This window comes from Bradyrhizobium guangdongense, from assembly GCF_006483445.1.
GTDB classification, from domain to species: Bacteria; Pseudomonadota; Alphaproteobacteria; order Rhizobiales; family Xanthobacteraceae; genus Bradyrhizobium; species Bradyrhizobium guangdongense_A.
The window spans coordinates 1-20,709 of sequence record NZ_PPPT01000069.1 but is presented as its reverse complement, the minus strand read 5'-3'; the positions used below and the strand labels follow the sequence as shown (position 1 = coordinate 20,709).

At 64.2% G+C, this 20,709-nt stretch carries 10 protein-coding genes; 5 read left to right on the top strand and 5 right to left on the bottom strand.

The genetic code is table 11. The annotated features are described in order from the left end of the window. Positions 1–91: 91 nt before the first annotated feature. Both C2U70_RS10150 and C2U70_RS10145 read right to left on the bottom strand, forming a co-directional pair. Positions 92–1,222 carry a lysozyme inhibitor LprI family protein gene (locus tag C2U70_RS10150; protein ID WP_140977869.1) on the bottom strand — a complete coding sequence of 377 codons (1,131 nt, stop codon included), beginning with the start codon at positions 1,220–1,222 and terminating at the stop codon, positions 92–94. Between the two features lie 187 nt (positions 1,223–1,409). Further along, positions 1,410–2,168 carry a transglutaminase-like cysteine peptidase gene (locus C2U70_RS10145; protein ID WP_140977868.1) on the bottom strand — a complete coding sequence of 253 codons (759 nt, stop codon included), beginning with the start codon at positions 2,166–2,168 and terminating at the stop codon, positions 1,410–1,412. A 651-nt stretch (positions 2,169–2,819) separates the two neighbouring features. Here C2U70_RS10145 and C2U70_RS10140 point away from each other — a divergent pair. Together C2U70_RS10140 and C2U70_RS10135 are read left to right on the top strand one after the other, a co-directional pair. Then, the gene (locus tag C2U70_RS10140; protein WP_246666719.1) at positions 2,820–11,192 is read left to right on the top strand and encodes a VCBS domain-containing protein; all 8,373 of its coding nucleotides are present in this window, start codon (positions 2,820–2,822) and stop codon (positions 11,190–11,192) included. A 111-nt stretch (positions 11,193–11,303) separates the two neighbouring features. Then, positions 11,304–13,532 carry a CHASE2 domain-containing protein gene (locus C2U70_RS10135; RefSeq protein WP_140977866.1) on the top strand — a complete coding sequence of 743 codons (2,229 nt, stop codon included), beginning with the start codon at positions 11,304–11,306 and terminating at the stop codon, positions 13,530–13,532. 162 nt (positions 13,533–13,694) lie between these two features. On the opposite strand, the gene C2U70_RS10130 is transcribed toward C2U70_RS10135, so the two are convergent. From C2U70_RS10130 to C2U70_RS10120, 3 genes are all read right to left on the bottom strand, one after another. Beyond that, positions 13,695–14,306, bottom strand: coding sequence for a hypothetical protein (locus C2U70_RS10130; protein ID WP_186294167.1), 612 nt, complete (start codon positions 14,304–14,306; stop codon positions 13,695–13,697). A gap of 58 nt (positions 14,307–14,364) precedes the next feature. After that, entirely contained in the window at positions 14,365–14,559 is a 195-nt protein-coding gene (locus C2U70_RS10125; RefSeq protein WP_140977864.1) for a hypothetical protein, read from the bottom strand. A 403-nt stretch (positions 14,560–14,962) separates the two neighbouring features. Next, positions 14,963–16,558 (bottom strand): ABC transporter substrate-binding protein, encoded by a 1,596-nt coding sequence (locus C2U70_RS10120; protein ID WP_140977863.1) that lies wholly within the window; start codon positions 16,556–16,558, stop codon positions 14,963–14,965. Positions 16,559–16,762: 204 nt separating this feature from the next. Between C2U70_RS10120 and C2U70_RS10115 the strand changes: the two genes are divergently transcribed. The 3 genes from C2U70_RS10115 (at position 16,763) to C2U70_RS10105 (ending at position 20,638) form a co-directional block, all read left to right on the top strand. Continuing rightward, on the top strand, positions 16,763–18,421 hold the full coding sequence (locus C2U70_RS10115) for an ABC transporter substrate-binding protein (RefSeq protein WP_186294165.1): 1,659 nt from the start codon (positions 16,763–16,765) through the stop codon (positions 18,419–18,421). A gap of 198 nt (positions 18,422–18,619) precedes the next feature. After that, the gene (locus C2U70_RS10110) at positions 18,620–19,573 is read left to right on the top strand and encodes an ABC transporter permease (protein WP_140977861.1); all 954 of its coding nucleotides are present in this window, start codon (positions 18,620–18,622) and stop codon (positions 19,571–19,573) included. Positions 19,574–19,735: 162 nt separating this feature from the next. Further along, entirely contained in the window at positions 19,736–20,638 is a 903-nt protein-coding gene (locus C2U70_RS10105) for an ABC transporter permease (protein ID WP_140977860.1), read from the top strand. The last annotated feature ends 71 nt before the right edge of the window (positions 20,639–20,709 follow it).

Genomic DNA, 20,709 nt, shown 5'->3' with positions numbered 1-20,709 from the left:
GCATCGGCGTTCTAGGTGGACGGCGGCCGGAGGCCGCCTATGCCACCTTCTCCCACAAGGGAGAAGGGAAGAAGCCTAGCGAGGAGAGAGTCTACTGGCTTCCCGCCGTGACGCCGTAATCGATCGGCGCCAGCCCGTCTTCCTTGCAGCGCCAGCCGTCGGCCGCCTTCTGGAAGGCAAAAGCCTTCTGCACCCTGAGCCTGCGCGTCACGTTGAAACTGTCCTTGGACGAACGCTCCTTGGCGACGGATGCTGCTTGCGCGTTGCCCGTTTTGAGATCCCAGCAGGTCCCCGTGCAGGTGGATGCGACGGGACTGCAGGCCGTAAACGGCGACAGCACGACCATCTCGATTTCGGCGGTCACGAGCGCATCCTGCGCCTCCACTTCGGTGTCCAGCTCGAAGACGCGGTTGATGCGGACGAAATTGCCGCATGAATTGGCCGCGTGAATCCGGGCGACGCAGAAGTCGACGGCGTCGGTGTTGGGCAGCCGCGCCGCGATCTGCCGGCCGAACACTTTTTTCGGATCGCCCTTGGCTGCCGTCATCTCCGCGGTCTTGCGGGTGAGATAATCCTGCAGGCAAGGTTCCGACGATGCCAGCTCGTCCAGCGGCACGTTGTCCTTGCCGACCAGATTGCATTGCCGGTCGCGTTCGCGCGTCCACCGGCCGTATTCGGCGAAGGCAAAGCGCGCCTCGGTCGGATTGAGTTTTGCGATGAGGTCGTGAACCATGCCGTTCAGCTCGGTCTCGGCGATCGCCAGCGACGGGTCGCCACAGATCAGCGCGCCGGCCGCCGTGCTCGCCGCCAGGCAGTCGAAATTGGGATCGCGCAGGATCGCGGCGCGCTCGAGCGTGACCTTCAGCAGGCAGGCCTTGACGGCATCGACCTCGTCATAGGTGACCTTGTCGGTGCCGCCAAAAATGCCGCAGCCGAGATTGCGCTGCCGCAGCCAGATCGCGTTCTCCTGAATCGCGGGCAGGGGATCGGGCAGGCGGGCGAGCCGCTCCTGGATGGCAGCGCCGAGCGTCTCGCTTGCAGCCGCAAGCTCGCCGTCGCCGCAAAATAATTGGCTGGCGGGATCGCGCTGCCGCTCGCAATTGTTCTTGGCATAGAGCGGCAGCTTCTCGGCGATGGAGCGGTTGGAAGTGCCGGATTGGGCAAAAGCTGGCGCGGCCGCCAACACCAACAGCGCAAGCACAGACAGCAGGATCGACCGCATTCCACTCGCCCCCGGGCATGGTTGTGGCCATGCTATCTTCCCGGACGGCGCGAAGGAAAGGGGTTATGCCGTCTCGGTCGTAGCCCGGATGGAGCGGGAGCGAAATCCGGGAACGGCGCGGCGCTTGCGGAGACGGTGACCCGGATTACGTTGACACTCCATCCGGGCTACGAACTTCCGTGAGACCTTACTGCGCCTCGTTGGCGGCGATGAGCGCGGTGCGGGCATTGTCCGGCTTCGCGGCGAACACGGGCTCGTCGACATATTTCATGACGGCGGCCTGATAGAGCACGAACAGCGGCCGATAGGTGCGGGCGTTCTCGTCCTCGACCATCGCCATCCGCCGGTTGTCCAGCATCAGCCAGTGACCGTCAAGCCTTGCTGCGGCAACCGCATGCTCTTCGCCGGCTTGGGTGTCGCGCACGACGACGATACGCAGATCCTCGGGCGCGACGCCCGCCAGGCGCAGCGCGGCCATCTTTGCGATCGCATAATCCTCGCAGTCGCCGGCGCCGCGGGCGAAGGTCGCAAGCGGCGGGCTCCAGACATCGTCGGCGCCGTCGCTGACCGGCCGGATCGCGAGGTTGATGGCGCGGTTGGTCTCGCCGAGCCGCGCGCGGCCCTCGCGGGTCCTTGCCTGATCGACGATGGCGAGCAGCTTGAGGGCGGCGGGCGAGACGCAGTTGTCGCGGTCGCCATCGCACAGTGCGAGCTGCACCATCTCGTCGTCGAGCTTCTGCTTCATGCCGAACCATTTCTGCCTGAGACCACCATCCGAGATGGCAAAGGCGAACAGGCCGAACGGCTCACCGGATTTGCGCACCAGTGCGGCGGGTCCAGGCGACAGCAGCGTGCCGGCGCGAAGCTCGGCGGCTGAGCCTGCGAGGATCAAGGCGCACAGGACGAGAACTGCGCGCCAGGCGCGCGATGTGGCAACGGACTCCATCTGACATCCCCTGTCCGGCATCGTCAGATCCCCCGATCCGAACGTGCCGGCTTGTTTCTGTGTGGAGATAGTGCGGGGCGGGCCGTTTTGTTCTGCTTAACGCGCCCGGCTGGGGCGCCGAAACCGGAGAACAGCCTGAAACCAGTCTCGCCGGTTTGCGTAAAATTTTACGAATCGGCGGCTAGGTCAGGGCTCGCCGCCGCGAAATGGAGCCAATTGCGAGTTCTGGTTGTGACCGGTGCCGGTTCCCCACCTTATGGCTAATGACCGGCGATTTCGTCAGTTCTGTTAGCCAGGTCACAGTTATAGCTCCGTATTTGCCGCAGTATGTTGCAGGGCACTATGTAGGACAGATGACACAAGTATTCGCTGGTGAATACGAATGTCATTATACTTAGGACGATTGGAAATGAGCCGGGATGAGCGGGAAATCTCCTCGATCTATTCGAGGAAATACATCACTTTTACTTTTATGATTCGGCCGTTCATGCTGCCGAAGCGCTTTGTCGCGCCTATTCTTTCAAGCAATAGATGGTTTCACTAATGACTTGCTAATGATATGCAAGCTTAGGCCGTCGATACTTATTTAAAAATTAACCCTTTTGCGGTGCCCCGTTGAATTACGCTGGCAAGTTTGACGCCGCGCTTTCGTTGGATGGCCAGGGTCTTCAGTCCCCAGCCTCCCATCATATCGATTCGTTCACCGCCAAGGGCCACGGCGTCCCGGCGGGTGCCTTCGTCGTTCCCGATCCCAACCTGCTGTTCCACGGCGACTTCAAGCGCGCCGGCGTCGACCTGGTGCTGTCCCACGACGGCCAGGACTACGTCATTCACGATTATTTCAAGGGGCAGACGCGCGCGCCCATCGCTTCGCCCGACGGCGCCCATCTGACCGGCGACCTCGTCAATGCGCTGACCGGCCACGTCCAATATGCCCAGGCCGCCCCTGGCGCCGCTGCGGCGCAGGTCATCGGCCACATCACCAAGCTCGCCGGCAACGCGACCGCCGTCCGCAACGGCGTCTCGATCATCCTGAACAACGGCGACAACGTCGAAAAGGGCGACGTCGTCTCGACCGGCTCGGATTCCACGCTCGGCATCACCTTCATCGACGGTACCGTGTTCGGCCTGTCCGCCAATGCGCGGATGGTGCTGAACGAGATGGTCTACGACCCCAACGGGTCCAACAATTCCTCGCTGCTCAGCCTGGTCGCGGGCACGATCAGCTTCGTCGCCGGCGAAACCGCCAAGCACGGCGACATGAAGATCGACACACCGGTTGCCACCATGGGCATCCGCGGCACCGCCGTGCTGTCGCAGATCGAGTTCTTCATCCCGGTGCCGACGATCGACAATCCGCAACCGCAGCCGGAGCCGCGGGCGAGCTTCCAGGTGCTGGTCGAGCCGGACGGCACCACTGGCTCCTACATACTGTTCGACAAGACCACGCTGCTGCCGATCGCCACCGTCAATCAGGCGGGGCAGATGATCCAGATCAGCGGCGGCAACGTCACCGTCAGCAACGCGCTGTTGTCCCCGGAAGTCCAGAAGCTGATCAGCGACGTGTTCACGCTGAAGTTCACGGACAACACCAATAACAATACCAAGCTGACCACGAACTTCACCGACACGATCACGCCTGACAGCAACGGGTTGCTGTTCAAGGTGAACGGCTTCGCCGCGGTCGTGACCTTCGTGAATAGCGTCACGAACAACGGCGCACCAGCGCCGGGGACCCCCGATAAGCCGACGACCAACACCCGCATCCCCGGCGCGCCGAACGCGGTCGTGGTCGACAGCAGCGGTCAGCCCAGGACCGCTTACACGCTGACCGAACTGACCAACAAGACCGGCGGCGCCGATCCGGACAGCGTCGGCGGCCGGGTCAACTTCCTCGACTTCAATCTCGGCGACAAGCCGACGGTGAAGATCGACTTCCAGTCCTTCACCTATCAGAACGCCAATCATCAGAACGTGACCGGCGGACTGTCGAACCTGCAGCAGGCCGACGTCGCCGCGACCGAAATCAAGATCACCGTTACGCCCGACCCCGGCAACACCAACAACGGCTCGGCGCAGTGGAGCTACAGCGTTCCTGACAGCGCGTTCGACTTCCTCGCCGCCGGCGAAGTGCTGACGCTGACCTACATGATCCGCGTCGACAACAATTTTGCCGACAACAACGAAACCGCCTTCATCCCGATCACGATCACGATCACAGGCACCAACGACAAGCCGGCGATCACCACCAGCGTGCCGACCATCACCTTTGCCGGCGGCACCAGCGTGCCGGGCGGCCCATTGACATCAAGCGTTCCGACCTCGGGCACGCTGACCTTCACCGACGTCGACCTCACAGACTCCCACACCGTTTCGGTCAAGCTGACCAGCGCGACCCTGCCGGGCGGCACCGTGCCGCCGTTGCCGCTCACGCTCTTCCAGAACGCGCTTTCGGTGGCGATCGCCGGCAATCACGACAGCACCGGCAGCGGCACCGGCACCATCAATTGGACGCTGGCCGATCTTCCGGTCTATCTCGCCGACTTCATTCCGAAGAACGAGGTTCTGACGCTGACCTACACGGTCACGCTGACGGATTCGCAAGGCGCGACCTCGACGCAGACCATCATCGTCACGATCACGGGCACCGATGCCCCGGCGGTGGTGTGGATCGCGACCACGCAGGCCGGCTCGCCTCCCGGCGGCTTCTGGAAGGACGCCCTGAACTGGGAGACCGGCACCGTGCCGACGATCGATGACGACGTCATCGTCATCACCGACCAGTTGCACGGCCTCACCCCGTCCTATCCGGTCACGATCGACGAGGCGGCGTTCGCGAAGTCGCTGACCATGAACGATTTCGGTGGGCCCCCGCCGGAGGTGATCAACAAGAGCTCGCTGACGATCGCAGGCGCGCTCAACATGAGTGCCGATTCGATCCTGACCAACACCGTGACGGGTACCATCACCGTCGGCGGCAAGGCCGAGATCCTCGATACCAGCGTGCTGACCAATGCCGGCAGTCTGACCCTTGCGGGCGGCGGCGATTTCGGCAGCCAGACCACGATCACCAATTCCGGTACGCTGGATCTGTCCGGCGGCACCCTCAACCTGCTCGGCACCATCACCAACACCGGCGGTACTTTTGAGGTCGACAGCGGTGCGACCCTCGCATTGAACAACGGGACCATCGACGGCGGCACGGTCACGATCGAAGGCACGCTGGAGCTCGACGGTAGCAGCGTCATCAAGAACGGCACGCTCGGCAATACCGGCGCGGTCGACGTCAACGGCACCGCCGAATTCGACAACGAGACCGTCGACAATGCCGGCGGCACGATCACGATTGCCGCGGCCGGCGCGCTGGTCCTGAACGGCACCACGGTCACAGGCGGCACCGTCACCGACAACGGTTCGATCCACGTTACCGGCAACAGCGCCATCAGCGGCGCTGCGGTGACCGGCGGCGGTATCACGGTCGATGCGGCCAGGACGTTGACGCTGAACGACACCAGCGTCACCAACAGCGCCATCACCGACAACGGCACCGTCAAGATCGATGCGTCGAAGACGCTGACGCTGAGCGGGACAACCATCACCGGCGGCACGGTCACGGATAACGGTACGATCCACGTCACCGGGAATAGCGCCATCAACAGCGCGGCGGTGACCGGCGGTGGCATCACGGTCGACGCGATCAAGACGCTGACGCTGAACGACACCACGGTCACCAGCAGTGCGATTACCGACAATGGCACGGTGAAGGTCGATGCGTCGAAGACGCTGAAATTGAATGGCGTGACGCTGACCGGCGGCGCGGTCAACAATCTCGGCACGGTCGAGGTCACCGGCGACAGCTCGATCGTCAACGACGCCTTTGCCAACACCCAGCTCACGATCGACGCGACCAATACGCTGACCCTGAACGGAACCACGGTGACCGGCGGGACCGTCACCGACAATGGCAGCATTCACGTCACCGGCAACAGCGCCATCAACGGCGCGGCGGTGACCGGCGGCGGCATTACGGTCGATGCCACCAAGACGCTCACGCTGGACGACACCAGCATCACCAACAGCGCCATCGCCGACAACGGCACGGTGAAGGTCGATGCCGCCAAGACGCTGAGCCTTGATGGCGTGACGCTGACGGGCGGGGCGGTGAACAATCTCGGCACGGTCGAGGTCACCGGCGACAGCTCGATCGTCAACGACGCCTTTGCCAACACCCAGCTCACGATCGACGCGACCAAGACGCTGACCCTGAACGGAACCACCGTCACGGGCGGCACCGTCACCGATAACGGCAGCATTCACGTCACCGGCAACAGCGCCATCAACGGCGCCGCGGTGACCGGCGGCGGCATCACGGTCGATGCGACCAAGACGTTGACGCTGGACGACACCAGCATCACCAACAGCGCCATCACCGACAACGGCACGGTGAAGGTCGATGCCGCCAAGACGCTGAGCCTTGATGGCGTCACGCTGACGGGCGGGGCGGTGAACAATCTCGGTACGGTCGAGATCACCGGCGATAGCTCCATCGTCAACGACGCCTTTGCCAACACCCAGCTCACGATCGATGCGACCAAGACGCTGACCTTGAATGGCACCACGGTGACCGGCGGCACCGTCACCGACAATGGCAGCATCCACGTCACCGGCAATAGCGCCATCAATGGCGCCTCCGTGACCGGCGGCGGCATCACGGTCGACGCCACCAAGACGTTGACGCTAAACGACACGACGGTCTCGAGCGCCTCGATCACCGACAACGGCACGGTCAAGGTCGACGCATTAAAGACGCTGAACATCAGCGGCGTCGGCATCACCGGCGGCGCGCTTAACGTCTCCGGCACCCTGAGATCATCGGGCACCAGTTCGACCACCAACACCGCCATCACCAACAACGGGCTCATCGAGGCCATTGCCGGCCTGCTGACGCTGTCGGCCACGACGTCGGCGGCGATTGCCAACAGCGGCACGCTGCGGGCCAATGGCGGCGAGCTCGACATCAACGGCCAGGCCGTCACCAATACGGGCACGCTGGCCGCGATCAACGACTCGACGCTGAAGCTGATTTCGACGACGGTGACCAACACCGTTGGTACGGTCTCGGTCGAATCGGGCTCGACCCTCGACCTCGCCGGCGCGACCATCGCCGGCGGCACGCTGACGATTGCGGGCACGCTGGAATCGACCGGCACCAGCGCCATCAACGACGCCGATATCACCAATACCGGCACCATCACCGTGACCAGCGGCACGCTGACGATCGATCCGCCGGTCGTGCACACGATCACCAACCAGAATGTGATCCAGGCCGACGGCGGCACGCTCGACATCATCGGCGATCTCATCATCAACACTGCGACGCTGCAGGCGATCGACGGCGGCACGTTGAAGCTGACCAACGTCACCGTCACCAATTCCGGCGGTACGGTGTCGACCGACGGCACCTCAAAGCTCTATCTGACCGACGTCACGATCAACGACGGCACATTGAGCAATGCCGGCAATCTCTACGGCGTATCGGGCACCAACACGATCACGGCCGCCGTCACCAACACCGGCACCATCGAGGTGCAGGGCGGTACGCTGGATCTGGCGGGCGGCCTGACCGGTGCGGGCACGCTGATCATTGACGACGGCGCGACGCTGGCGCTCGGTGGCGCCGACGCCCAGACCGTCACGTTTGCGGGCGGTGCCGACACACTTCAGCTCAACAAGGGCTCGGGCTTCACCGGAACGATCGCCGGCGAGGCGTCGACCGGCGGCACCTTCACCGTCACCGGCAATGGCGATATCACGTCCACCACGGGCGATGCGCTCGACTTCACCGCGTCGGGCGGCGTGACCGGCAACGCTGCCGACATCGTGCTGACGCCGACCGGCGTTTTGACCGGCGCTGCCAACGGCATTGTCGTGACGCAGAACGGCGTCGGCGACATCTCGCTGACCACCGGCGGCGCCGTCACCGGCCTGTCCGGCGACGGCATCGTGCTGCAGCACGTCGCGACCGGTGCGGGCGACGTCACGGCCACGATCGGCGCGTCCGTGAGCGGCGCGATCGGTCTCGACGTCCTCGCCAATGGCACCGGCGACGTCAGCATCACCAACAACGGCATCATTACCGGCACGACCGGGGTCGGCATCCAGATCGTCCAGGACGGCGCGAGTGCCGTCGGCTCGACCCACATCACCAACACCGGCTCGGTCGTCGGTGCCGATGGCGAAGCTGCGATCTCGATCCAGGAGAATACGACCGGCACGGCAACGATCGACAATTCCGGCACCATCGGCCCTGATGATGCCGGCACGGTGACGTCGACGACGGTTGCGATCGTCGAGACCGGCGGTGCCGTTACCATCAACAATTCAGGCGCGATCAACGGCAATATCTCGGTCGCGACGGCGACGTTCAACAACGAGGCCGGCGGCACCTGGACGGTGTCGGGCACCTCCGTGTTCGGCACGCTGTCGACGATCGACAATGCCGGCACGATCGACCTGCTCAACGGCGCCGCGATCTCGAGTGCGGACGGCCTGACCTTCGGCATCACCAACTCCAACGTGATCGACAGCTGGGGCACGACGTCGATCACGGGTACCATCACCAACACCGGCACGATCGAGGTCAACAGCGGCACGCTGACGCTGTTCGGCTCGCTGTCGGGCACGGGCTCCGTCACCCTCGACGCCGATGCGACGTTGAAGCTCGAAGGCACCGTGACGCAGACCGTCACCTTCTCCGGCGGCAATGCCGAGCTCGAGATCGGCACCGACACCTTCGGTGGGACCATCGCCGGCCTGTCGGCGACCGACAAGATCGACCTCACGAGCATCAAATACGACATCGGCACCACGGCGACCTATGACGCGGGGAAAGGCGAGCTCACCGTCAGCGACGCCTACGGCCACAGCATCGTGCTGAAGCTGGACGGCGATTACAGCGGCGCGCATTTCGCCGGCAGCGACGACGGCAGCGGCAATACGCTGATCACGCTCAATGCCGCCGACGACGCGCCGGCCTTCGCCGCTGCCGAGACCTCGCAGAGCACGAGCTTTGCCGAGCGCGAGAACGTCACGGGCTCCGGAGACACCGATCCGGTGCCGGACGCCACCGGCACGATCCATTTTACCGATATCGACCTGACCGACCGGCCGACCGCGGCGGTCACGGGCAATGTCGTGACCTGGACCGCCGCCGATCACAGCACCGATCTCTCGGGCTCGCTCACGTCGGGCCAGATCGACGCCATCGTGCAGGCGCTGACGCTGCAGCAGGGCGGCAACGCCAACAACGGCGCGATCGGCTGGACCTATTCCATCGCCGACGGCGCGCTGGATTTCCTCGGCGAAGACCAGACCGTGACGCTGGTCTCCACCGTCACGCTCGACGACGGCCAGGGCGGAACGGATACCGCGCACGTCACCGTCACCATCACCGGCAAGAACGATGCGCCGGTCATCTCGGTTGCGAGCGGCGACAGCACCGGCGAGACCAAGTCCGAGACCGATGGCGGACAGACGGCACACGGCACGTTGACCCTGTCGGACGCCGACGTCACCGACCACGTCGCGGTGTCGCTCGACCACCTCGACGTCTATCTCGACGGCGTGCTGCAGACCGATGCGGTCGGCGGCATCGCGCACAACACGCTCGCGACCTATCTGACCCTGCCGACCGGCGACGTCCTCGACGGCACCGCGACGCACACGCAGTTCGCCTGGGATTTCAGCTCCAACGGCGAGGCCTTCGACTTCCTGGCCGCCGGCCAGACGCTGTCGCTGCAATATACGCTTCTGCCGGGCGACGGCCACGCGGCGACCGGGACCGGCGGGCAGGTCGTTACCATCGCGATATCAGGCGCCAACGACGCACCGACGCTGGATTCGGCGACGCTTGCTTCCGTCGCCGGCAATGAGAGCGATCCGGCCGGCAGCACCATCAGCGATCTGTTCGCGGGCAAGTTCCATGACGACGATGCCGGTGCGAGCCTGAAGGCCATTGCCGTCACCGCGGATGCTGCGACCGCCGCGCAGGGCGTCTGGCAATATGAAGTCGCCGGCAGCAGCGCGTGGATCGACATCGGCTCGGTCGGCGACGACCACGCGCTGGTGCTGAGCCCGGAGACGCTGATCCGCTTCGTGCCGGCCGACGGTTTTACCGGCACGCCGGGCGCGCTCGGCGTCCACGCCCTCGACAACACCTATGCCGGCAGCATCACCGGCGCCTCGCCGGCAACGATTGACCTCACCAGCACGGGCACCGGCGGCACCACGCCGGTCTCGGACACCGTCGCCAGCATCGGCACCGACGTGACGGCGCCCGCCGGCGGCCCCGTGATCGACACCGAGAGCTTTTTGGTCTCGCACATCACCGAAAACAACACCGACATCATCACCGACCTCAAGGTTGTCGACACCGATGCCGGTGCCTCTACGGATACCTTCACCGTCAGCGCGATCACCGCGCACGACCCGGACAGCGTCGTCTATCAGTCTCCGAGCTCGGGCACGCTCGACCAGATCAATCTCGGCTTCGAGAGCGGCATCACCTACGATCCCGGCCAGTCGCCGCCGGACACCGATCAGATCACGCTGACGGTGACGGATTCCGCCGGCCGCTTCGATACCGTCCACTTCATCTTCAACGAAGCCGCCGAGGGCCAGGGCCTCACGCTGCAGGGCACCGACGGCAAGGACGTGATCTTCGCCACCGATACCGGCGACACGCTGACCGGCGGCGCCGCCAAGGACCAGTTCGTGTTCGCGCCGGGCTCGCCGCTGATCGCCATCGAGCACACGGTCGCGGATTTCGAGATCGGCGTGGACAAGATCGACCTGCGCCAGTTCACCGGCGTCGATTTCTGGACCGACGTCAACAAGACGCAGGTCGGCGACGACACGCTGCTGACCGTGCAGGATCACGACACGATCCTGCTCAAGAACGTGCTGGTCGGCAATTTGACCGCCGGCGACTTCATCGTCACGAACCACGGCGGCGGCTTCGCCTGAGCCGTCTCCCGGGTGGCGAAAAATCGCAGCTTTTCGCGCCAAAAGGCGTAGCCAACCGTCCGCGAACGCTCCAAAATCGAACTGGAACTTAAGGGCGGAAGTCCAACAGGCATGAAGCGGCTGAGGATATGGCGGCGGTGGTTCGCGCGGCGGTTCGGCTACGCGCGGTTGATCTGCCTCGTGCTGCTGGTCGGCTTTGCCGCCTTGCGCATCGCCGATCCGGCCCCGGTCGAGGAGCTTCGCGTCCGCACCTTCGATCACTTCCAGGTCCTCGACCACCGCCACAAGACGGCAAGGCCGGTGACGATCGTCGACATCGACGAGAAGAGCCTGAAGGCGCTCGGGCAGTGGCCGTGGCCGCGGACCAAGGTCGCCGATCTCGTTAGCAACCTGACGCGGCTTGGTGCGGCCGCGATCGCCTTCGACGTGGTGTTCTCCGAGCCCGATCGGCTCAACCCGGACATCGCGGCCGACACGTTCCGCAGCCTCGATGAGGCGACGCGCGAGAAGCTGAAGGCACTGCCGAGCAACGACCAGATCTTTGCGCAGGCGATCAGGCAGTCGCGCGTCGTGGTGGGCGAGTCGGGCGTGCCGACGCCCAATGCGGAGCTCGACAAGAAGCTTCCGCAGACCGGGCTCGCAACGCTCGGCGAAGACCCGCATCCCTTCCTGTTCAAGTTTCCCGGCCTGCTGCGCAACGTTCCCGTCATCGAGACGGCGGCCGCCGGCCGCGGCCTGTTCACCATCGTGCCCGAGCGCGACGGCATCGTGCGGCGCGTGCCCATCATCATGCAGGCCCAGGGCGTCATCATGCCCGCGCTGACCTTCGAGATGCTGCGCGTCATCACCGGCACCGACACCATCTTCATCAAGGCCGACAAGGGCGGCATCCAGAGCGTCGGCGTGAAGGGTTTTCAGATCCCGACCGACAAGAACGGCCAGCTCTGGGTGCATTTCGCCCGCCAGGATCCTTCGATCTATGTTTCGGCGGTGGACGTGCTGGAGGGACGCGCGCCGGCCGACAAGTTCTCGCGCAAGCTGGTGCTGATCGGCACCTCGGCCGTGGGGCTCAACGACATCAAGACGACGCCGGTGTCGCCGGCGATGCCGGGCGTCGAAATCCACGCCCAGGTGCTCGAGAGCGCGCTGACCGGCTCGGTGATCGCGCAGCCCAACTACGGCATCGCGCTGGAATTCCTGTTCGCCATCGTCATGGGCATCCTGGTGATCATCTTCGCGCCGAGATTCGGACCCGTCACGCTGGTCGGCGTCGGCGCACTCTTCGCCTCGATTCTGCTCGGCGTCTCTTGGTACTACTATGTACGCTATCGCCTGCTGATCGATCCCACCTATCCGATGCTCTCGACCACGGCGATCTACCTGACGCTGATTTTTGCGAGCTTCGTGCGCGAGCAGCAGCAGCGCAAGCAGATCCGCGGCATCTTCGCGCAATACATGTCGCCCGTCCTGGTCGAGCAGATGGCGCAGGCGCCGGAAAAGGTCGTGCTCGGCGGCGAGGAGCGCGAGATGACGATCATGTTCTCCGACGTGCGCGGCTTCACCACCATCTCGGAGAGCTACAAGCACGATCCGCAGGGCCTGATCGCGCTGATGAACCGCTTTTTGACGCCGCTGACCGACGCGATCATTGAGCAGAAGGGCTATGTCGACAAATACATGGGCGACGCCATCATGGCGTTCTGGAATGCGCCGCTTGACGATGCCGCGCACCAGGTCAATGCCTGCGAGGCCGCGATCCAGATGCTCGAGCACATCGATGTGGTCAACAAGGAGCGTGAGGAGGAGGCCGCCGAGGGCGGCCACGTCTACATTCCGCTCAATGTCGGCATCGGCCTCAACACCGGCATCGGTGTGGTCGGCAACATGGGCTCCGATCTGAAGAAGAACTATTCGGTGCTCGGCGACAGCGTCAATCTGGCCTCGCGCCTGGAGGGGCAGACCAAGGAATACGGTTTCCCGATCATCGTCGGCTCGAAGACGGCGCTCGCCGTCAAGGACAAGTTCGCGATCCTCGAGCTCGACTTCATCATGGTGAAGGGCAAGACCGAGCCGGAGGTGATCTACGCCGTTGCCGGCCGCGAGGACGTCATGCACTCGGCCGCCTTCCAGCGCCTGCGCAACATCACGATCGAGATGCTCGCCTGCTACCGCAGCCGCGACTGGCAGGGCGCGCTCGACGCGATCGAGCGCGGCCGCAAGAGCGAGGACGCCGACACGCTCGAAAAGCTGTTCAAGCTTTACGAGGCACGGATCAAGGTGTTCAAGGAAACCCCGCCGCCCGACGACTGGACCGGTGCATTCGCGTTGCTGACGAAGTAATTCGGGCTCTCGTAGGGTGGGTTAGCACGCGGCCGCGCGAAGCGCGGTCCGCTGGCGTAACCCACCGCTTTGGTTTCCGCGTCGACAGAAGTGGTGGGTTACGCCGCGCGGATTGCGCTTCGCCCAATCCGCGGTGCTAACCCACCCTACGGCCGCGCGCCATTACTCCGCCGCCGACAGCCTTACCATCTGCCGCCCGCCGTTCATTTCCTTCAAACGGTTGACGTAATTCTCCGGCCGCAGCCAGCGCACCGGCGTCTTCAGGCCCATGAAGCTGGCGATGCTGCCGATGAACGAGGTGCAGTTGAACGTCTCGGCGTTCCACACCGGCGAGTTCGCTTGCAACTGCTTGATATAGGCGAACACCCGCTTGGCGTCGGCTTCGCTCAGATAGACCCGGTAGTTCGCGGTGAGATATTCCGGGTCGAGATCGCCATAGCTCGCGCCGGTCTCCGACGGCACCAATGTCAGATGTCCCAGCACGTAAGTGAAGGTCTCTCCGACCGGCGTCAGGCCCGCGACTTCGACGGCGCGCTCGCTGGTCTTGCCATACCAGACGAAGGCGTGACCCCAGCTCGCCGCTGTCCTGGCGCGGAAGTCGACATAATAGGGGCCCTTGGTGGCGGCGGCCTGCCGCCGCGCCTGTGGTGCCTCACTGGTCGCAAGCGCATTCGCGTCGGCGATGCGCTTGTGCCGTTCGTGTGCGGACGCCGATGAACTCACACCGGCAAGCGAGGCCGCGAGCGTGACGCCCGCGAGCAGCAAGAACCCCAATCTCCCGAGAGAATGCGCCACGCTCACCCCCACCACGTTCGACGACGCGTGTGTGCGCTTAGTAGCGCGAGACGACCGGGCCGGGGGCCTTGCCGATCGGCGCCTTTCCGACCGGGGACTTGCCGATCGGCATTTTGCCGACGACGGGCGCTTCCGAATAGACCGGCGCGGGCTGGCGGCGCGGCAGATCGGCGGCGCTGGCGGCAGTCACCATCGCGAGCGTTGCACCGGTGGCAATAACAAACTTGATCACGGCAGTTCCCCATGAAGATGGACGACACACAACGAGGCCTGCCGGGCGAAAGCCTGCAGGCATGCGGGGCACATGACCGGCGGAATGGGACGACAGTGCGGCGTTAGCTTTGCCGAATGTGTCTGCGATGGGGCGGTTGTGAGATGGAGAGGATGTGTCGTGTTTGGGCAACGCCAGATGCGGATGTGGCGATTTTAATGATTGCGGAAGCCGCGAACACACACTCAGCGTCGTCCTGGCGAAAGCCAGGACCCATTACCCCAGGGAGGGGTTGTGGAGCGAGCTGCCAACCACGAGTCTTCGCCAAACTCCTCCCTGGGGTAATGGGTCCCGGATCTGCGCTCCGCTCTGGACAACGCTGCGCGTTGCCCAAAGCTTCGCTTGTCCGGGACGACAGGATATCTCACTCCACCCCGATCGTCGTCAGATCCTGGAACCAGTGCTGCGCCTGCACGAATTTCTTGATCTTCGGCGACAGCGCGTGCGGGTTGGTGTCGTGGACGACCCAGACCAGCACGGCATCGTCGACGATCTGCGCATGGGCCTGCGCCAGCAGCTCGTCCTGCTTGGCGGTGTCAAAGGTCTGCTTGGCCTCGTCGATCAGAGCGTCGACCTTCGGGTTCTTGTAGCCGCCCCAGTTGACGCCGACGGGCGCGATCTGGCCGGAGTGGAAGAAGCGCACGATGGCGTAAAGGGGATCCGACGTGACATAGGCGATGTTGTTGGAGGTGATGCCGGCGTTCATCTCGTCGGCCGCGCCCTTGCGCCAATGCGTGTAGAGCGTCTCGAGCTCGACCACCTTGAAGTCGATGTCGATGCCGATCTCCTTGAAGCTTTGCTGCAGGAATTCGTTCATCGGCAGCGACAGCATCTGGCCGGTGCCGCCCTGCGCGATGATGAAGGTGGTCTTGAGCGGCTTTTCCTTGGAGTAGCCGGCCTCGGCTACCAGCTTCTTGGCCGCGGCGAGATCGTATTTCAGTTCAAAGGTCGGCTTGCCGAACCACGGGCTCGACGGGTCGACCTGGCCCTTGGCCGGCTTTGCCAGTCCGTTCATGAGGCCGACCACTGCATCGCGGTCGATTGCGAGGTTGAGCGCCTTGCGCAGGCGGACATCGGTCCAGGGCGAGCCCGGCAGCACGCTGAGATGATAATTCCAGACATGCGGCGTGATGTTGTCGACGATCTTCATGCCGGCCGCTTTCAGCTGCGGCACGGCGTCCGGCGCCGGCGTTTCGATCAGGTCGACTTGTCCCGCCAGCAGCGCATTGGTGCGGGTCAGTGCTTCCGGCATCGGCACCAGCACCAGCTTGTCGACCTTCGGAATCCGCTTCGGATTCCAGTAGTCGGGGTTCTTGCTGAGTTCGGCGAGTTCGCGCGGCACCAGCTTCGTCAGCTTGAACGGGCCGGTGCCGGAGGGCTGGCTCGCGAACTTGTCCCAATCCTTGCCGAGCTTTTCATATTGCGCGGGGCTCGAGACCAGGAACCAGAGCATCTGATAGGGGAAGAAGGAGTCGACCGTCTTGGTGGTGATCTCGATCGTGGAGTCGTCGATCTTGGCGTAGCTGGCGACGGAGGGCAGGCGGGTCTTCACCTGCGCGCTCTGCCGCTTGTCGAATTGCGGCGCCTTGTCGTTCAAGACCTTGTCGAGATTCCAGATCACGGCATCGGCGTTGAAGTCGCTGCCGTCGTGAAACTTCACACCCTTGCGCAGCGTGAAGCGCCATTTGGTCTTGTCTGTGTCGTCGACCTTCCATTCGGTCGCCAACCCCGGCACCAGCTTGCCCGGACGTTCCGCGACGTCCATTTCCCAGGCGACCAGCGGATCGTAGATCGTATAGGCCGTGAACTGATACGCGCCGGCGCCGCGATCGGGCTGGCCCGTGGTCAGCGGAATGTCCGCCATCGAGATGCCGTAGCGCACCACGGTCTCGGCGCGCGCCGAGATTGCGGACAGCGCCAGTGCAAGCACGGCGAGACAGGTCTGGATTTTGATACGCATGGCCCCAAAGCTCCCTGAGGGAAAGTTTGGGCCCAAACTTGCAATCTTGATGCCAGAATAGGCAGCGCGGGCCTGCGTGCGGCCGTGCGTCACAAAGACTTGTCAATGCGACGGCATTTCGCAGAATATTTTCCTCCGCTGGCACGCACGTTGCATACGTTTGCATCAAAAATAATCATCGAAAGCCGGAGAAGGATTGAGGCGATGCTTATCGACAAGAACAAAACCCGCGCAGCCATGATCGGGCTGTTGGCGCTGACGACGGTGGCGGCGTGGCCGCGTGCGGTCAGTGCCGACACCGTGCTGCGCATCGGCATGACCGCTGCCGATATTCCGCGCACGCTGGGCCAGCCCGACCAGGGTTTTGAGGGCAACCGCTTCACCGGCCTCACCATGTATGACGCGCTGACCATGTGGGACCTCTCCTCGGCCGACAAGCCGAGCGTCGTGATCCCCGGCCTTGCGACGGAATGGAAGGTCGATGATGCCGACAAGAAGAAGTGGGTCTTCAAGCTGCGTCCCGGCGTCACCTTCCATGATGGCTCGCCGTTCAACGCCGATGCTGTGGTCTGGAACGTCGAGAAGGTGCTGAAGCAGGATGCGCCGCAATTCGACGCCAGCCAGGTCGGCGTCACGGCCTCGCGCATGCCGACGCTGGCGTCGGCGAAGAAGATCGACGACATGACGGTGGAGCTCACCACCAAGGAGCCCGACAGCTTCCTGCCGATCAACCTCACCAATCTGTTCATGGCGAGCCCGACGAAATGGCAGGCCTTCTTCGACAAGGCCGAAGGCGCCGACGCCAAGGCGAAGTCGCAGGCGGCCTGGGCTGCGTTTGCCAAGGACGCCTCGGGCACCGGCCCGTGGAAGATGGCAGGCTTCACCCCGCGTGAGCGGCTCGAGCTCGCCAAGAACGACAAATATTGGAACACGGCGCGCGTGCCCAAGGTCGACAAGATGGTGCTGCTGCCGATGCCGGAGGCGAATGCGCGCACCGCGGCGCTGCTCTCCGGCCAGGTCGACTGGGTCGAGGCGCCGGCGCCGGACGCGCTGCCTGAAATCAAGCAGCGTGGCTTCGTGCTCTATAGCAACGAGGAGCCGCATGTCTGGCCCTGGCAGTTCTCGCGCGTCGAGGGCTCGCCCTGGAACGACATCCGCGTCCGCAAGGCGGCCAACCTCTGCGTCGATCGCGAAGGCCTGAGGGACGGTCTGCTCGCGGGGCTGATGGTGCCCGCCAGCGGCACCTTCGAGCCCGGCCATCCCTGGCGCGGTAATCCGACCTTCCAGATCAAGTATGACAAGCCGGCTGCGCAAAAGCTGATGCAGGAAGCCGGCTTCGGTCCCAGCAAAAAGCTGACGGTGAAGGTGCAGACGTCTGCCTCGGGATCGGGCCAGATGCTGCCCCTGCCGATGAACGAATATCTCCAGCAGGCGCTCGCCGAATGTTATTTCGACGTGCAGCTCGACGTCATCGAGTGGAACACGCTGTTCACCAATTGGCGCCGCGGCGCCAAGGATCCCAGCGCCAACGGCTCGAACGCGACCAACGTCACCTATGCGGCGATGGATCCGTTCTTCGCGCTGGTGCGCTTCCTGCAATCGGGCATGGCGCCGCCGGTCTCGAACAATTGGGGCTTTATCAACAATCCCAAATTCGACGAGCTCGTCACCAAGGCCCGACAGACCTTTGACGCCTCCGCACGCGACGCGGCCCTCGCCGAGCTGCACGCGGCCTCCGTCGACGACGCAGCCTTCCTCTACGTCGCCCACGACGTCGCCCCGCGCGCCATGAGCCCGAAGGTGAAAGGCTTCGTGCAGCCCAAGAGCTGGTTCGTCGACTTCTCGCCGGTGTCGATGCAGTAGTAGCTCTATCCGCGTGCTCAGTGCACCCTCTCCCCTTGTGGGAGAGGGTGGCCTCGCAATAGCGAGGCCGGGTGAGGGGTCTCTCTCCGCGAGTGACGCTCTCTCTTGTTCGATAATGCTGTAACCGCGGATAGATACCCCTCATCCGGCGCTTCGCGCCACCTTCTCCCACAAGGGGAGAAGGAAAAGAGAGACAACGTGCTCGCCTATATCGCCAGACGCATCGTCTACGTCATTCCGATCGTCATCAGCGTCGCGCTGGTGTGTTTTCTGCTCGTGCACATCACGCCGGGCGATCCGCTGGTTGCCGTGCTGCCGGCCGATGCGTCGCAGGAGCTCGCCGCGCAGCTCCGTGCCGCCTATGGGTTCGACCGGCCGCTGCCGGTGCAGTTCGGTCTCTGGCTATTGCGCGCGCTGCATGGCGATCTCGGCAACTCCATCGCCACCGGCCGCCCCGTGCTCGCCGAAGTGATGCGCGCGGTCGGCAACACCGTGACGCTGGCGATCGCCGCCGCCATCATCGGCTTCACCATGGGCGTCCTGCTCGGCCTGATCGCCGGCTATTTCCGGGAGACCTGGATCGACAAGCTGGCGACGTCCTTTGCCATCGCCGGCGTCTCCGTGCCGCATTACTGGCTCGGCATGCTGCTCGTCATCATTTTCTCGGTCCAGCTCAACTGGCTGCCCGCGGTCGGCGCCGGCCCCGGCGGCTCCAGCGCCTGGGCCTGGGATTGGGCGCATCTGCAATATCTCGTGCTGCCGGCGATCACGACATCGGTGATTCCGATGGGCATCGTCACCCGCACCGTGCGCGCGCTCACCGGCGACATCCTCTCCCAGGATTTCGTCGAGGCGCTGCGCGCAAAAGGCCTGCGCGAAACGGGTGTGTTCCGCCACGTCGTCAAGAATGCCGCGCCGACCGCGCTCGCCGTGATGGGACTTCAATTGGGTTATATGCTCGGCGGCTCGATCCTGATCGAGACCGTGTTCTCCTGGCCGGGCTCCGGCTTCCTGCTCAACTCCGCGATCTTCCAGCGCGACCTGCCGCTGCTGCAGGGCACGATTCTGGTGCTGGCGCTGTTCTTCGTGTTCCTCAATCTCCTGGTCGACATCGCACAGGCCGCGATCGACCCGCGCATCAAGCGGGGGTAGGGGGATGATGTATCACACACTCAGTGTCGTCCCGGCGAAGGCCGGGACCCATAACCACGAAACGTCATTTGGCGAAGACTCGTGGTTAGCGTCTCGTCCCACGACTGCTCCCTGGGATTATGGGTCCCGGCCTTCGCCGGGACGACAGTGGGAATTGCGGCCATGAGCGAGCTCCCGCTGTCCGCGATGAACGAGGCCGCGCTGCAGGCCGCGCCCGCGACCAAGGCGCGCGGCTATTGGGCGACCGTCGGCCGCCGTATTGTGCGCGACAAGGTCAGCATGGCCTGCGCGCTCGTGCTGATCATGATCTTCCTCTCGGCGATCCTCGCGCCATGGCTCGGTCTCGAAGACCCCTACAAGGGCTCGATGATCCGCCGCCTTCGCCACATCGGCACGGCGGGCTACCCGTTCGGCACCGACGAACTCGGGCGCGACATGCTGGCGCGGTTGATCTATGGCGGGCGGCTGTCGCTGTTGATCGGCATCTTGCCCGTGATCCTCGCCTTCGTCTTCGGCACCTCGCTCGGTCTCGTTGCCGGCTATGTCGGCGGCAAGCTCAACACCGCGATCATGCGCACGGTGGACGTGTTCTACGCCTTCCCCTCGGTGCTGCTCGCGATCGCAATCTCCGGCGCGCTCGGGGCCGGCATTCTCAATTCCATCGTGGCGCTGACCATCGTGTTCGTGCCGCAGATCACCCGTGTCGCCGAGAGCGTCACGACCGGCGTGCGCAACATGGACTTTGTCGAAGCCGCGCGCGCCTCCGGCGCCGGCCCCTTCACCATCATGCGCGTGCACATCCTCGGCAATGTGCTCGGCGCGATCTTTGTCTATGCCACCAGTCTCATTTCGGTCTCGATGATTTTGGCAGCCGGTCTCTCCTTCCTCGGCCTCGGCACCAAACCGCCGGAGCCGGAATGGGGCTTGATGCTGAACACCTTGCGCACCGCGATTTACGTCAATCCCTGGGTCGCAGCCCTTCCGGGCGCGATGATCTTTGCGGTCTCGATCTGCTTCAACCTGCTCAGTGACGGCCTGCGCAGCGCCATGGACATCAGGAATTGAGATGATGATGCAGAATCGCAATGGTGCTCCACGGGAGGTCGTCATGCCCGGGCTTGTCCCGGGCATCCACG

Coding starts and splice junctions, on each gene's coding strand:
- C2U70_RS10150 (WP_140977869.1), bottom strand. CDS start 1,222: ATGCGGTCGATCCTGCTGTCTGTGCTTGCGCTGTTGGTGTTGGCGGCC.
- C2U70_RS10145 (WP_140977868.1), bottom strand. CDS start 2,168: ATGGAGTCCGTTGCCACATCGCGCGCCTGGCGCGCAGTTCTCGTCCTG.
- C2U70_RS10135 (WP_140977866.1), top strand. CDS start 11,304: ATGAAGCGGCTGAGGATATGGCGGCGGTGGTTCGCGCGGCGGTTCGGC.
- C2U70_RS10120 (WP_140977863.1), bottom strand. CDS start 16,558: ATGCGTATCAAAATCCAGACCTGTCTCGCCGTGCTTGCACTGGCGCTG.
- C2U70_RS10115 (WP_186294165.1), top strand. CDS start 16,763: ATGCTTATCGACAAGAACAAAACCCGCGCAGCCATGATCGGGCTGTTG.
- C2U70_RS10105 (WP_140977860.1), top strand. CDS start 19,736: ATGAGCGAGCTCCCGCTGTCCGCGATGAACGAGGCCGCGCTGCAGGCC.